Consider the following 13913-nt stretch of genomic DNA (forward strand, 5'->3'; position numbering starts at 1 on the left):
ATAATCCCAATAACCGCACCTTTACAGACGGACACCACTACCGCGATCGAGATTAAAATCTCTTAACCTTTCGTTACACTAGAGACATCGAGAAGGACGAAAGCAAACCTCTCGAAGCTGAAATCAAAGGTGAACGACATGAATGGCACAATTCGCGTTGGTAATCTCTTCGGAATTCCCTTCTATATCCATCCGTCATGGTTTTTAGTTCTAGGTTTGGTAACTTGGAGCTATAGCAGTGGACTGGCGGCGCAATTTCCCCAATTGTCTGCGGGATTAGCTTTGCTACTAGGATTGATGACAGCGCTGATGTTATTTGCCTCTGTCGTCGCCCATGAATTAGGCCACAGTTTCGTTGCAATTCGTCAGGGTATTGATGTCAAATCCATCACTCTGTTTATCTTTGGCGGTTTGGCTAGCTTAGAAAAAGAGTCGAAAACCCCAGGTGAGGCTTTCTGGGTTGCGATCGCCGGGCCTTTTGTTAGTTTACTACTATGCGGTATCGTTACAGCGATTGGTGTTACTACATCTGCATCAGGGCCGTTAGCAGCAATTCTTGGTGTTCTTGCTTCTGTTAACTTGGCATTAGCCCTATTTAACCTGATTCCTGGTTTGCCATTAGATGGCGGAAATATACTGAAAGCTATTGTTTGGAAAATTACAGGCAATCCTTATAAAGGTGTAACCTTTGCGAGTCGAGTTGGGCAAATCTTTGGTTGGGTAGCAATTCTTTCAGGCGTACTTCCCCTACTATTATTTGGCAGCGCCGGTAACTTCTGGAATTTGTTAGTTGGCTTCTTCTTGTTGCAAAATGCTGGTAATTCGGCTCAATTTGCCAGAGTGCAAGAAAAACTCACAGGTTTGACTGCTGAGGATGCTGTAACTCATGACAGCCCGATTGTATCTGCTAATCTTACCTTGAGAGAGTTTGCCGATGAGCGAGTCATCAGTGGGCAAAACTGGCATCGGTTCTTAGTGACTGATGATGATGGACAATTAGTAGGTGCGATCGCAATTGATAGTTTAAGAACCATCCCCACAGCACTGTGGTCAGAAACTCAAGTTAAACAAGTCATGCGACCAATTACTGAATCTACTACAGTCCAATCAGATCAACCTCTGCTGGAAGTCATACAGTTACTCGAACAACAAAAACTATCTGTGCTTCCCGTGATTCGCAAGAATGGTGTCCTAGTTGGAATCTTAGAAAAAGCTGCAATTATACAGCTACTTCAAAGCCGAACCCAACCTAACCCTGCATAAAGACGCAATTCATCGCGTCTATCAAAAAACCCTAAACCTTGTAGAGACGTGTCAAATCGCGTCTCTATATTTTTTTATCACCCAAATTTTTGATTGAATGAAAAAACTCCATACAATTGAAAGAGCCTTCTTGACCGTTGCCTCTTATCTGTCCTTGTAAATAAGTTCAAAAATCAAATCGGATTGTTATGTAGCACTCCTATTTAATTTTTGAACAAAACTGAGTATATATCTATTCCCTATTTCCTGTATTTCTGTTCCAAAGATTTTTACGAGATATCAGGTATATCCCTAGCAATGATAGACCCAACACTGACGCAGGTTCGGGTATAGTTTTGATTTTGGCATAAATAGCTGTTGTAGTTGTAGCTTCTTCAAGAGCCTTAATACTTATCTGGCGACCGTCTAGATTAAAACCGATTAACTCAAGGGTATATTTATTACTTCCAAAGGTGAAACTGCGATTACTCAACTTTGTGTCTAAAAATACCAAGTCTGCACTCTTCTCAGGGTCTTTTGGGTCGTTAAGTGTATTTACTAAACGTAAATTGAAGTCAAAAACTTGGCTGGTTCCCACAGGTTGGCTGAAAGATACATTGAGATTTAAAGGTACAAATTCAACGCTTGAACCAGTGTTTACTGTTCCATTAAAGTAAGTCAAATCAGCTATTTTGAATACAGAGTTAATGTCCGCAGCAAATGAAGTTCCATTAGAGGTTAGTTTATTTGGAAGTCCTGACAATGACGACGAATTAACTTTACCCCAGGTAAATGTGTTACTTCCCACACCTGTATATATGGGATTAGTATCACTGATTCCTGGAGTAGGATTTCCCCATGTCGCACTAGAGATGCCAGAAAAAGTTAGAGCTTGTGCTTGACCAGAGAAACTAAATCCTGTGGTCAAACTCACAAAAAAACTAGATATAGCAGTAGCAAAAACAAAGCTTAGTTTCATAATTCTAGGTTTAAAGGTTCATTCTGGAGCTTCTTTCAAGTAGGTATTCAGTCTACCTTAGTAAATTTACGGAAAATACGCCAATGTCTTCTTGTATTTTTTATAAAATATTTATGTGTATTTCAAAATAATTTAATGAATAATTTATATTTATGAAGTTAAAATTATGACTTGTTAAAATATATTTCACTAGTTTGTAATTAGTAAAACAGTAAACCGATTGTAAAATTTCCCTAACACGCTACCTCTCAGCAAGAGTGGAGACTTTAAGGGAAGTCAAAGGCGGATTAGGGTTCTTTTTTGATTTATGCAAGAAGTCTAGTAATTACGCAGGCAATTACGTAGGCGTAGCCCGTCGTAAACATCGCTACCTTACTTGACTTACCAATAAATTGTCAAGCTGATATGAAGTTACAGTTTTTTGACATTCTCCGCACTATGGGGAGGAATGGGATTCATAATTTTGACAAAATCTCTGGTAACAACTGGCTAGGAACTTTAGATAAAGCCAGATTTTGTCCCTGTATGCCTAACTCATTATGAAAAGCACGAATAGTTTTCACCACATAAGCAAAGGTTGTTTGATAAGCCTCTGGTTGTTTACTTAATCCGTTTAAGGCTTGCAAATGGTTATCTAATGCTACTTCTAAGTGTTGAGAGCGTGTCGCTTTGTCAATATTAAAAGACTTATCTATTACTAGCTGATAATGTGCTAGTCCCAGGTTATTGTGAGAGGCAAGCAAATCAAAACTTAAAGAAGTACCGCTAAGTGAGTGAGCCAAAGCTATAGCTTCCTCGTAAGCGTTGATACATAGTTGCAGATATTTTTGCCGTGCCTCTTTAGTAGTTTCAGATAGGTTTGCTAAATGCCAGTAGGCAGTACCCAGATTATTTTGTGTAGCGGCGCAGGCACTGGGAACATTAGCTGGAGTGCGATACTTGAGAGCTTCGCTATAAACGTCTATGGCTAGCTGGAGATTTTGGGCAGGTTGTTCGTATTGTGCCAGATTCCAAAACGCAGTACCGATATTGTTTTGAATCATGCCATACTTGAGCGGTTCGGCTTCCGGGTTGTAGTGTGCAAGTGCTTCATTGTAAGCTGCGATCGCTTTCTTTAAATGCACAATCGGTTGGTTGTATTGCCCTAAATGCCAGTAAGCAGTACCCAAATTATTTTGGCAAGCCGCATACTTTAATGAATCCATTTCAGCTGTACGGTAACTGAGTGCTTCACTGTAAGCCAAAATTGCTTGCTGCCAATTTTCCGATGGGTGAGAGAAACGAGCTAAATCACCATAGGCTGTCCCCAAATTACTTTGTACGCGAGCGTAAGTTTCCGAATGTGTCTGAGGCGAAATTATCTTTAACGCCAACTGATAAAATTCTATTGCCTGCTCTATATAAGTTTGTCCCTCTTCAGAATTGGGTGGTGTGCGGTATAGCATCCAGTAGAGTGTACCCAAATCATTCAAGATATCTGGGAGTTGCGGTGAGCTTTCGTCATAGCTAATTGCTTCCTGATAGGCAATAATTGCCACCATTAGGTTTTCTAAAGTTGCCTCTCCTTGCTCAATGCGAAGACGGTATAAAGTACCCAAGCGATGATAAGCCTCTGCCAGTATCTCCTCTGAAACAAGATTTTCGTGTAATTCTTCAATCTCTAATAAAATCTGCTGTGGTTGTAAAGAATCCTCTGTATTTTTAGTATTACTTGTATTAATTGTTGCTGTTACTAGTTCTCTTAACTCACTGCTAATATGAGATAAAGATGACAGCGATTGATTATTACTCCCACTACCAGACCGATTTGTAGATTCCTGTTGTTGTGGCGCAGCCTTCAATAAATCTGCTGTTGATGGTGAAACTTCCTCAGTTTGGTGTACGCGATTCCCTTGTATCTCTACTGGAAAATCAGAATTATTCTCAAACTTGAACTCAGTGGCTGCGGTTCTGAGTTCTGCTTGGTTAGCTGATTCATCTAAAATCGACCGCTCAATATTTTCTAAATCCAAGCTTCCTGAACGTGAAAAACGTTCTGGATAGGCCAAATTGTGAGTTGCTGGTGTGGGTTCTCCAGCAAACACAAATACACCAGTACGACAACGCCAAAACTGTGGTGCTGATTGCTTAATAGCCGATAACCAAGGACGTGGTATCCACAAAAGCAAATTAGATTCTAGGAATCGGCTGGATTCTTGTGTAGAGAAATATTGTTCGCTTAAGCGGAGATAGTGCAAAAATAAACGCTGCGTTGCAACTGGTTGCTTAGTAAGATGCTCCACGCCAACAATCTGAAATGCTGGTACTGGAAAAGGTCTTCCAGGAGTATCTTTTGATGCTCCAACTATTGGCGGTGGGTAATTAGTCAACCATTGATTAATCTGGATTATGGGATTGGGATCGTTTAAATTCAAACGCAACGTGACTAATCGCGGATAAGCTGGAGTGCTATTTTCCTGAGCATTTGATGATTGATATAGCACCTGTCCAACAGGATAAGCCAATGTAGAATGCAAACGGGCTGCTACCTGATTTCTTAAGTATAAATCATCACAAACTGCCAAAAGAATTTGTCGTCGTAAGCCAAGACTTAAGGCAAGTTTCAGGCGGTGGTATACTTGCCGATTCCAAGTAGAATTATTGTTGGGTGCAGTATCATTCACGCTCATAGCGGCTAAAAAGCCAAAACATAGTACATATCACCTTTCTGGGTGCATTCAAGTGGGCTAAAGTCATAATAAAAATGATTTTTAATAAGTAGATGTTGTGCTGCTGTGGATATATTGAGCCTTCAATTATAGTTGGAAAAATAAAGTATAATTATATACTTTCATTCCTAGTTCAATTTTAACAAAAAATAAAAAAGCAGGCCCCTCTTAAAATCGGAACCTGAAAAACTATACAAAAGATGAAGTTTTCTTAAAATGTTTTACGATCAGCTGCTCTTAGAAACAAAGAAGGCGACTAGAATCAAGCCGGCAACCAAAGCTGTAGCGGCAATTCCTAGTAAGAGATAAGTTCGCTTTTGCCCTTCTGTGGGAGGTTCTGCTTGATAAACCTTTGGTTCCCGGGCAAAATTATTCAGAAGACCGCCTTCTTCATTGGTATAGGGCATGAATGAATTCCTTTATCTTTATCGTTAATTTAATGTTACATAAATGCTAAATCTGGTCTTAAACTGCTAGATAAATCGTTACATTTTGGATTGGGGACAAGAGGCAGAGGAGCAGAGGGGCAGAGGGGAAAGACTTACTGCTACTTCTCCTCTGCTCCCCTGCTCCCCTGCCTCTCCAGTCCCCATTCCCTAACTTGTAATCGTCCCAGTTAGAGGTGAACTAGGACTGGCGTAATCTTTAATAGGCATTCTGCCGGCAAGATATGCTAGACGACCGGCGACTGTCGCTAAATTCATCGCATGAGCCATTGCTGCTGGTTTTGGAGAAAGAGCGATCGCACTATTAATTAACAAGGCATCTGCTCCTAATTCCATTGCCTGGGCGGCTTCTGAGGGTGAACCAATACCAGCATCTACCACCACTGGCACACCTGCATTTTCGATGATTATTTGGATATTGGCAGTTGTTTTCAGTCCTTGTCCAGAACCAATTGGTGATGCCAAAGGCATGACTGTAGCACAACCTACTTCTTCTAAACGCTTGGCTAACATGGGGTCAGCATTGATATAAGGCAATACTGCAAAGCCTTCTTTAACTAGTTGTTCTGCTGCTTGCAGCGTCCCAATCGGGTCCGGGAGTAAATACTTAAGGTCGGGTATTACTTCTAACTTTATAAAGTTATTATCTTCTTGCCCCAATAATTTCGCCATTTCTCGCCCTAAACGCGCCACCCGAATTGCCTCTTCAGCAGTTTGACAACCTGCGGTATTGGGTAACATCCAGATTTTCGTCCAATCTAAGGCTTCCGCTAAACCTTCATGCCCCGGAGCCTTGGTTTGTACCCGTCGTACTGCTACGGTGACAATTTGGCAATCGCTGGCGGCGACGCTTTGCTGCATTTCCTCAATGCTGCGATACTTACCAGTTCCCGTCATCAAGCGGGATTGAAAGGTTTTGCCAGCGATAATTAGTGGGGAATCGGTAGAGACGGGATTAATCGCGTCTGTGGGGAGTGGGGATATAGCAGAGTGATGTCCGTTAGAGAAATTGGCAGAGTGAGTCAGCATTGCGGTGGAGGTAGATGACTTGGACTGGAAACGCGAATAGTGAAAATCAGCAAGTAAGGGGTCAGATTTTTGTTCTAAGATTAAATCGGCAATCAAAGCGGCAGTTACGGGCGCAAGTAGAATTCCGTTGCGGTAATGACCCGTAGCAAAGGTTAAATTTTGACAGTGGCTAGTGCCCAGGATGGGTAATTCATCAGGGGTAGTTGGGCGAAATCCCCACCAAAATTCCTGGATGGGATAATGCTTTAATTGGGGATACAGGCGAATGGCAGCTTGTAGTAATTTTTGAATACCTTCTGGGGTGTTGTTGGGGATAAAGCCAACATCTTCACTGGTTGCGCCAATAACCAGGCGATCGCGTCTTGGTACGATGTAAATATCCTGCCCGAACAAAACCCGCTTCAAAGGCAATTCCGGCGAAATTTCTGGTATCCGCACACTCAGCATTTGTCCTTTTCTAGGTAGTACGGGTAGCGGTAACAATTCATTTGACCAAGCACCTGAAGCTAAAACATAGTGCGCGGCGCGAATTATTCCAGCATTGGTTTGCACGCCAACCACTTGTCCCTGCTGCTGTAAAAATGCTTCTACTGTAATGCCATCTTTGAGTTCAACACCAACAGACTCAGCAGCCGTCCGCAATACATGAGCTAGAGCTTTATTATCAACTTGAGCGTCTTCAGGATACCACCAGCCACCAACTACCTCGGCTCCCAATCCTGGTTGATATTGATGAATTGCCTCTTTGTTTAACCAGTAAGCCGGGGACTCTTCGCTAGCAGAGGGGCAGAGGGGCAGAGGGGCAGAGGAGAGGAGTTTTCCCTGCTCCCCTGCTCCCCTGCTCCCCTGCCCCCCTGCTTCTTCAAAAACAGGTGCAAGGATACCACAGGCGCGGTAGCCAGTATTTAAGCCGGTCAGTTCTTCTAATTTGCGCGTCCAGTCGGGATATAAAGCACGCGATCGCCAACACAAGGAACGCATTGCTTCATTAGCAATGTTTTCCGCATCTGGTGCCAACATCCCGGCGGCGGCGTGGGTAGCGGCAGCCTGAAAGTCACGACAAAGCACGGTGACATTTGTCCCGCGCAATTTTAGTTCAATGGCGATCGCTAAACCAATAACGCCACCACCAATAATCACAGTCTCACTAATCATTAGTCATTAGTCATTAGTCATCTGTCATTAGCCATTTATCATTAGTACATAACTAATAACTCATAACTCATAACTCATAACTTATAACTTATAACTTGTAACTAAAGACGGGTCTGAAGACGGATCTGATCGTTACCACAAGGCGCGAATTGGTTCGTTGTTTTGATTTGTATTGCTAGATGGTGTGCTTGTTTCTGAAGAATTTGTATTGCCGTCTGTTGTACTGTCAGTTGAGTCATCGCTAGAATTCTGGGCAACGTTACTCCTGTTGTCAGGTCTTGGGGCTACAATAGAGCGCCTATTTTCGTTTGTTTGAGTTGTTTCGTTTCCTTCTGTTGCAGTTTCTTCATTCTTGCTGCCAGCACTGCTATTAACATTGATATTAGCTGGCAGGACTTCTGATTTCTTGTCACTAGGAGCGTTAGCAGTTTGTACGCCCATCGGAAAGTTGATGCCTAGTAATGTACCAAGCAGAATGGCTAAACCTCCAGCCATTAAAATTAAGGGTGTCCATCTACCCATCTTGTCTTAACTCCTTTTTAACCTTTTGGTGTCCACACTATTCGAGAACCTTGTCCCCAAAATCCATCAAACTTTGTCACTTTCACATCGCCTAAAACCTGAGTTTGACAGGCTAAACGTAAGTCTGTTGTAGGAGAATGGGGAGGAAGCGAACGCCGCGCAGGGTCGCGCCAATTCGCTGCTGAGACTTTGCCCTCTACCTTAACCGCGCAGGTACCGCAACTGCCAATGCCCCGACAGTTTATTACCTTAGCACCGTCATTGTAGAGGTCAATACCATTTTGCAGCAAAATCTTGCGGAGATTGCTTCCATGCTCGCAATCAATTGTTTTACCTTCAGCTATTACTTTAGGCATTTTTAAGTTGCCAAATCGGCTTTTTGTTGTATATTGACACATTGCCTCGAAAGTTGTCTCGTCGGTCCCAGTTTTATGACCACAAATTCTTTACCTCAACTTTGGCTCTATGACACTACATTACGGGATGGCACTCAGCGCGAGGGGCTATCTGTATCGATAGAAGATAAGTTACGCATTGCCCGTAGACTCGATCAACTGGGAATTCCCTTTATTGAAGGTGGTTGGCCTGGTGCCAATCCCAAGGATGTACAATTTTTCTGGCAACTCCAAGAAGATCCGCTCAAACAGGCTGAAATTGTCGCTTTTTGCTCGACTCGCCGCCCCAATTCCACTGCCGCCACCGAACCGATGCTACAAGATATTTTGGCGGCGGGAACTCGCTGGGTAACGATTTTTGGCAAGTCTTGGGATTTACATGTAACAACCGGACTCAAAACGACATTAGAAGAAAATTTGGCGATGATTCGCGACACCATTGAGTACCTCCGTTCTCAGAGTCGCCGGATTATCTACGATGCCGAACATTGGTTTGATGGCTATAAGCACAATCGAGATTATGCTTTACAGACATTAGAGGCTGCGATCGCCTCTGGTGCGGAATGGCTAGTCCTCTGTGATACCAATGGCGGCACTTTACCCCACGAAATTAGCCAAATTGTTCAAGATGTAGTCAAGGTGACTGGGGAATGGGGTATAGGGCATAGGGCATGGGAAACTAAAAAAGACTCTTCCCAATCCCCAATCCCCAATACTTCGGCTCCCTTCGACTCCGCTCAGGGCAAGTCGCTCAGTACAAGTGCCCCATGCCCAATGCCCCAAATTGGAATTCATACTCATAATGATTCGGAAATGGCGGTTGCTAACGCAATAGCCGCCGTGATGGCAGGGGCAAAGATGGTACAGGGCACAATTAATGGTTACGGTGAACGTTGCGGTAATGCTAACCTCTGTTCGTTAATTCCCAATTTACAACTGAAGGCGGGTTACAGTTGTATCACAGAAGACCAGCTTACACAACTTACAGAAGCTAGTCGTTTTGTAAGTGAGGTCGTCAACCTTGCGCCAGATGAACACGCTCCTTTTGTGGGACGTTCGGCTTTTGCCCATAAGGGCGGTATTCATGTATCAGCAGTAGAACGTAATCCCCTAACTTACGAACACATTCAGCCGGAACAAGTCGGGAATCGTCGGCGCATTGTGATTTCGGAACAGTCTGGACTGAGCAATGTTTTAGCCAAAGCCCGCAGTTTTGGGATTGAATTGGATCAACAAAAAGCAGAGGCTAGGGAAATTCTCCAGCGCCTCAAAGATTTGGAAAGTGAAGGATTTCAATTTGAAGCAGCAGAGGCCAGTTTTGTGCTGTTGATGCACGAAGCTTTGGGAGGCCGCCAGAAGTTTTTTGAAGTCAAAGGTTTTCAAGTTCACTGTGACTTGATTGAGGGGAAAGAAACTAGCAATGCCCTAGCTACAGTCAAAGTCGCTGTTGACGGGAAAAATATTTTGGAGGCGGCGGAAGGTAACGGGCCTGTTGCAGCTTTGGATGCAGCTTTACGCAAGGCTTTGGTGAACTTTTATCCTCAGATTGCAACCTTTGATTTGACAGATTACAAAGTGCGAATTCTCAACGGACATACGGGCACTGCGGCGAAAACTCGTGTGTTGGTAGAATCAGGCAATGGTCGTCAACGCTGGACGACGGTAGGAGTTTCTACCAATATTTTGGCGGCTTCCTATCAAGCGGTGGTAGAGGGCTTGGAATACGGTTTGTTGTTACATTCCCAAGCAGAAGCAGCGGTGAAAGCTTCTAGTTGACAAAAGGGATATGTAGTGTAATCACGGTTCGGTTAAAGGGGAAAGGGGAAAGGGAAAAGGGAAAGGGGAAAAAAACCTTTAACCCAAACCCACTAAACCTTTTCCCTAAAGGTAATTCTGAGTTCAAAATATTTATCCGAACTGTATTGTATGTAGTCTAGGGAAAGTTTGCATTTTTGGATAAAAGGGGAAGCGATCGCACTTTAGCGATCGCTTCTCACGATCTATTCAAAATTTTGTGCTTAATATAGCAAAAAAGCTGTTGTAAATAGAAGCTCTACCAATTGCGCCATCCACCTTTGGGTGCAACTTCATTATTAGTAGACTTCAGTCCGTGACTGTGCAACAGAGTTTGATATTCGGTGCTGCTTGCCCAACGGTCAATTTCTCGCGCCCGCAGTACTGGCACTGGATGGGTTAATTGGGCTGTACGGGCAGCTTTGACCATTTCACCCAGTTCTGTCTTGCTAATATCATCGTAAGCGCGGGCTTGGGCAACAAAGGCATCGAGATTCAGTTGGGGCGCTAAGGTGGGAGAACCACCAGCCAACTTCATCAACACGGACATGACCACTTTCGGGTCTTGGGTTGCTAGTAATGCGGCGCGATCGCAGGTAAACTCAGCACAACGTACCCATTCCAAAAGTTGCGCCTGTATAGCTTGAGCCACAAAGGTTCCGACATTGGGCACAATCGCCGCAGCTAATATTAGTAAATTTACAGGAGTCAAGTAAACGCTATGGTCACACTTGAGATGTCCCAACTCGTGGGCGATTACTGCTTGTATTTCCTCTGGTGTGAGGATATCAATCAGGGAAGTGTGTACCACCACAAAAGGCTGCTTACCCCGCACAGCAAAAGTATAAGCATTGGGAGCCGGATGTTGCCGGACGTACAACTGGGGAGGATCTATATCCAGGATTTTACAGGCATCTAACAATAGCTTGTATAAATCGGGTAGTTGCTTTTCACCCACCAAAATGCTAGAGGCAATATTTTCCACATAAAAAACTTGCTCTGCCATTGGCCCAAGCCAATTTCGCACCAACATATCTATGCCTGGTATCTGCTTGAGCGCTCTGGTAGCTTCCAGGTCTAATGGATGACGAAATGAGTCAGCTTTTAAACCAATCAGCGGGGTTTTGAAGAAGGACATAGTGCAACAAGCTATAAAAAAATACAACTATGGAATCTGGCTGGATAGATAAACAGCCTCCCACAGTTAGTATAACGATTTCAGTTGGGGGTTTCCTTTCTTGCATACTCGTAACTTTCGGTATTACTGCTCATTTCACCCCTTTGCTACATACGCCTACCGAGCAAATCCTCTCCTTTAGTGTCCGTTGCAGTTAATCTTGATTGGACACACTAATTCACACTCGGAGAATTGAATGCGCTTTGGTTTTTTGACTTTATGTGTTCTCGCACTAGCGACAACTTCTGGACACGCCGCTCAGTCTGCCAAGATTCCAGCACTGGTGATGACTAGCCCAAATTCAGCTGAGGCCAACTACGAAGATAAATGCAGCAACGGTGGCAACCTTGACCAGTTTAATCGCGATAAGTTTCTTAAACTTATGCTTGCTGATAAAAAATCAAAGCTATCTCAACTGAAAGTAGCTCTCCTCAATGAAATTAAACAAAGTGGTGATGAGCCACGAGGCGAGGGTGTCCGTATTGGTGAATGGAATCAAACTTTCCATGACCGAAGTGGTTGTGGCACAAACACTAACAGTTACTCAGCATTTGTTGTCACCGTGACTGGTGGAAATGCAAACCATACGGTCGTGAAATACCTGGTAACAATTGATGACGACGATAACGCAGGCAAAAGAACCCTCAAGATCCGCGACATCCGCCCAATCAAACTACGAAATGATAATTGACCAAGCACTTCTTTTCGCTTCCTAGTTCCAAGTCTCTGAAATTTAGAAGCTTCAAAGTCTTGTTGTGCCCTGAGAAAACTAAGTACAGAATTTCATTAATTTATAGCGAATTCATGAAAGGCAATACCGTGCAATGCCAATGTGTAGGCTTGCATTGTTAATGCAATGGCCGCCTTGTTAATACATCGGCTTGTATTGTTAATGCAATGGCCGCCTTGTTAATACGTCAGCTTGTATTGTTAATGCCATGGCCGCCTTGTTAATGCGTCAGCTTGTATTGTTAATACGTTCCCCTGAATTAAAAACGCTATGCTTTTACGCAAAACTGTACTAAGCATGAAGCTACAACTAGTGACACGATCAAAAGAGATCGTTTTTTTCTGTTGTCACTATGAAAATATTGGTGCTAAATGCCGGATCGAGTAGCCAAAAGAGTTGTCTGTATGAAATTGCAGATGAAATGCCTACCCAACCACCCCAACCTCTTTGGGAAGGGAAAATTAACTGGACTCAAGATCGGGGTGTGGCAGAAATTGAGGTGAAAACTGTTACGGGTGGAACGCTGCAAAAATCAATCTCTGGTGATTCTCCACAGGCGCACCTCACCTATATGCTGAATACACTCGATCGTGATGATACCAAGGTAATTGATCGCTTGTCAGAAATCGATGTGGTGGGGCATCGGATAGTACATGGTGGAGAGGATTATCGAGATAGTGTAGTAATTACGGAGGATGTCAAAAAGGCGATCGCCCATCTGTCTAATCTTGCTCCCGAACATAATCCCGCGGCTGTGCAAGGCATAGAAGCAATTGAAAGCATCCTAAAAGATGTCACTCAAGTAGCAGTATTTGATACCGGATTTCATGCCACCTTACCCGATGCAGCAGCAATCTATCCCGGCCCGTATCAGTGGGTAGAGCAAGGTATTCGTCGCTATGGATTTCATGGTATCAGTCACCAATACTGTTCTCAACGTGCTGTCCAAATTCTCGGTCGAGATGTTGCATCTGAGCGGTTAATTATCTGCCATTTGGGCAATGGTTGCTCTTTAGCAGCGATAAAAAACGGTCGCAGTATTGATACTACTATGGGATTCACGCCCTTAGACGGATTAATGATGGGTAGCCGTTCTGGTTCAGTCGATCCGGGGATTTTGATTTATTTGTTGCGGCACTGCAATTACTCTATCGAAAAGTTGGATGAGTTATTAAATAAAGCTTCTGGGTTAAAGGGAATTTCGGGTGTATCTAGCGATCTGCGCGAAGTGAAAGAAGCGATGTCTACGACGGGCTACGCCTACGCTCAAGATAATTCCCGCGCTCAATTGGCATGGGATATCTACGTACATCGCTTGCGTTCTGGTATCGGCGCAATGCTTGCTAGTTTGGGGGGATTAGATGCTTTAGTATTCACAGCAGGTGTGGGTGAACACTCCGCAGAAATTCGCCAAGCCGCCTGTGAAGCCTTTGGATTTATCGGACTGAAAATAGACCTTGAGAAAAATCAACAGCAGCCAGTGGATGAAGATATTGCCACACCTGACTCAACAGTGAGAATATTAGTCATACATACTCAAGAAGATTGGGCGATCGCCGGGCATTGTTGGCAAATATTGACAAAGTAAAAATCATCAAAAAGCCAACCCCTTTTAGAAGTTGGCTAAATTGCAGCAGATTTCAAGTTAGTGAAGTAGAGTATTTAGGTCTTAAAGCTAGACACAGAGATTATTTTAATTCTTGTAGCGCACCGGGGCGTAGCCAATTCTGAATTCT

Annotated in this window: 11 protein-coding genes; 4 read left to right on the forward strand and 7 right to left on the reverse strand. The window is 43.6% G+C overall.

Annotation, left to right across the window (positions count from 1 at the left end):
- Positions 1 to 138: 138 nt before the first annotated feature.
- Positions 139 to 1263, forward strand: coding sequence for a site-2 protease family protein (locus tag NSTC731_RS16170; protein ID WP_445631674.1), 1125 nt, complete (start codon positions 139 to 141; stop codon positions 1261 to 1263).
- A 232-nt stretch (positions 1264 to 1495) separates the two neighbouring features.
- Here the strand turns inward: NSTC731_RS16170 and NSTC731_RS16175 are convergent, their stop codons facing one another.
- From NSTC731_RS16175 to NSTC731_RS16200, 6 genes are all read right to left on the reverse strand, one after another.
- Complete coding sequence (locus NSTC731_RS16175) at positions 1496 to 2221, reverse strand: choice-of-anchor K domain-containing protein (RefSeq protein WP_445631675.1); 726 nt, start codon at positions 2219 to 2221, stop codon at positions 1496 to 1498.
- A 455-nt stretch (positions 2222 to 2676) separates the two neighbouring features.
- Positions 2677 to 4890 carry a tetratricopeptide repeat protein gene (locus tag NSTC731_RS16180; RefSeq protein ID WP_445631676.1) on the reverse strand — a complete coding sequence of 738 codons (2214 nt, stop codon included), beginning with the start codon at positions 4888 to 4890 and terminating at the stop codon, positions 2677 to 2679.
- Between the two features lie 266 nt (positions 4891 to 5156).
- Complete coding sequence (gene psb34, locus NSTC731_RS16185; protein ID WP_322659602.1) at positions 5157 to 5336, reverse strand: photosystem II assembly protein Psb34; 180 nt, start codon at positions 5334 to 5336, stop codon at positions 5157 to 5159.
- A 189-nt stretch (positions 5337 to 5525) separates the two neighbouring features.
- Positions 5526 to 7559 carry a glycine oxidase ThiO gene (gene thiO, locus NSTC731_RS16190; RefSeq protein WP_445631677.1) on the reverse strand — a complete coding sequence of 678 codons (2034 nt, stop codon included), beginning with the start codon at positions 7557 to 7559 and terminating at the stop codon, positions 5526 to 5528.
- Positions 7560 to 7691: 132 nt separating this feature from the next.
- The gene (locus NSTC731_RS16195) at positions 7692 to 8081 is read right to left on the reverse strand and encodes a hypothetical protein (RefSeq protein WP_445631678.1); all 390 of its coding nucleotides are present in this window, start codon (positions 8079 to 8081) and stop codon (positions 7692 to 7694) included.
- 17 nt (positions 8082 to 8098) lie between these two features.
- Positions 8099 to 8437 (reverse strand): 2Fe-2S iron-sulfur cluster-binding protein, encoded by a 339-nt coding sequence (locus NSTC731_RS16200; RefSeq protein WP_445631679.1) that lies wholly within the window; start codon positions 8435 to 8437, stop codon positions 8099 to 8101.
- A 75-nt stretch (positions 8438 to 8512) separates the two neighbouring features.
- On the opposite strand from NSTC731_RS16200, the gene cimA reads away from it, so the two are divergent.
- Entirely contained in the window at positions 8513 to 10252 is a 1740-nt protein-coding gene (cimA, locus tag NSTC731_RS16205; protein WP_445631680.1) for a citramalate synthase, read from the forward strand.
- A gap of 277 nt (positions 10253 to 10529) precedes the next feature.
- On the opposite strand, the gene NSTC731_RS16210 is transcribed toward cimA, so the two are convergent.
- A complete protein-coding gene (locus NSTC731_RS16210) occupies positions 10530 to 11408 on the reverse strand; it encodes a M48 family metallopeptidase (RefSeq protein WP_322684322.1) in 879 nt (292 codons plus the stop codon).
- 235 nt (positions 11409 to 11643) lie between these two features.
- Here NSTC731_RS16210 and NSTC731_RS16215 point away from each other — a divergent pair, with 235 nt between their 5' ends.
- Together NSTC731_RS16215 and NSTC731_RS16220 are read left to right on the forward strand one after the other, a co-directional pair.
- The gene (locus tag NSTC731_RS16215) at positions 11644 to 12138 is read left to right on the forward strand and encodes a hypothetical protein (RefSeq protein WP_445631681.1); all 495 of its coding nucleotides are present in this window, start codon (positions 11644 to 11646) and stop codon (positions 12136 to 12138) included.
- A 391-nt stretch (positions 12139 to 12529) separates the two neighbouring features.
- Entirely contained in the window at positions 12530 to 13765 is a 1236-nt protein-coding gene (locus NSTC731_RS16220) for an acetate kinase (protein ID WP_445631682.1), read from the forward strand.
- The last annotated feature ends 148 nt before the right edge of the window (positions 13766 to 13913 follow it).

The organism is Nostoc sp. DSM 114167, assembly GCF_052692655.1.

Bases quoted from the DNA above. Each gene is read 5' to 3' on its own strand.
- NSTC731_RS16170 (WP_445631674.1), top strand. From the start codon at position 139: ATGAATGGCACAATTCGCGTTGGTAATCTCTTCGGAATTCCCTTCTAT.
- NSTC731_RS16175 (WP_445631675.1), bottom strand. From the start codon at position 2,221: ATGAAACTAAGCTTTGTTTTTGCTACTGCTATATCTAGTTTTTTTGTG.
- NSTC731_RS16180 (WP_445631676.1), bottom strand. From the start codon at position 4,890: ATGAGCGTGAATGATACTGCACCCAACAATAATTCTACTTGGAATCGG.
- psb34 (WP_322659602.1), bottom strand. From the start codon at position 5,336: ATGCCCTATACCAATGAAGAAGGCGGTCTTCTGAATAATTTTGCCCGG.
- thiO (WP_445631677.1), bottom strand. From the start codon at position 7,559: ATGATTAGTGAGACTGTGATTATTGGTGGTGGCGTTATTGGTTTAGCG.
- NSTC731_RS16195 (WP_445631678.1), bottom strand. From the start codon at position 8,081: ATGGGTAGATGGACACCCTTAATTTTAATGGCTGGAGGTTTAGCCATT.
- NSTC731_RS16200 (WP_445631679.1), bottom strand. From the start codon at position 8,437: ATGCCTAAAGTAATAGCTGAAGGTAAAACAATTGATTGCGAGCATGGA.
- cimA (WP_445631680.1), top strand. From the start codon at position 8,513: ATGACCACAAATTCTTTACCTCAACTTTGGCTCTATGACACTACATTA.
- NSTC731_RS16210 (WP_322684322.1), bottom strand. From the start codon at position 11,408: ATGTCCTTCTTCAAAACCCCGCTGATTGGTTTAAAAGCTGACTCATTT.
- NSTC731_RS16215 (WP_445631681.1), top strand. From the start codon at position 11,644: ATGCGCTTTGGTTTTTTGACTTTATGTGTTCTCGCACTAGCGACAACT.
- NSTC731_RS16220 (WP_445631682.1), top strand. From the start codon at position 12,530: ATGAAAATATTGGTGCTAAATGCCGGATCGAGTAGCCAAAAGAGTTGT.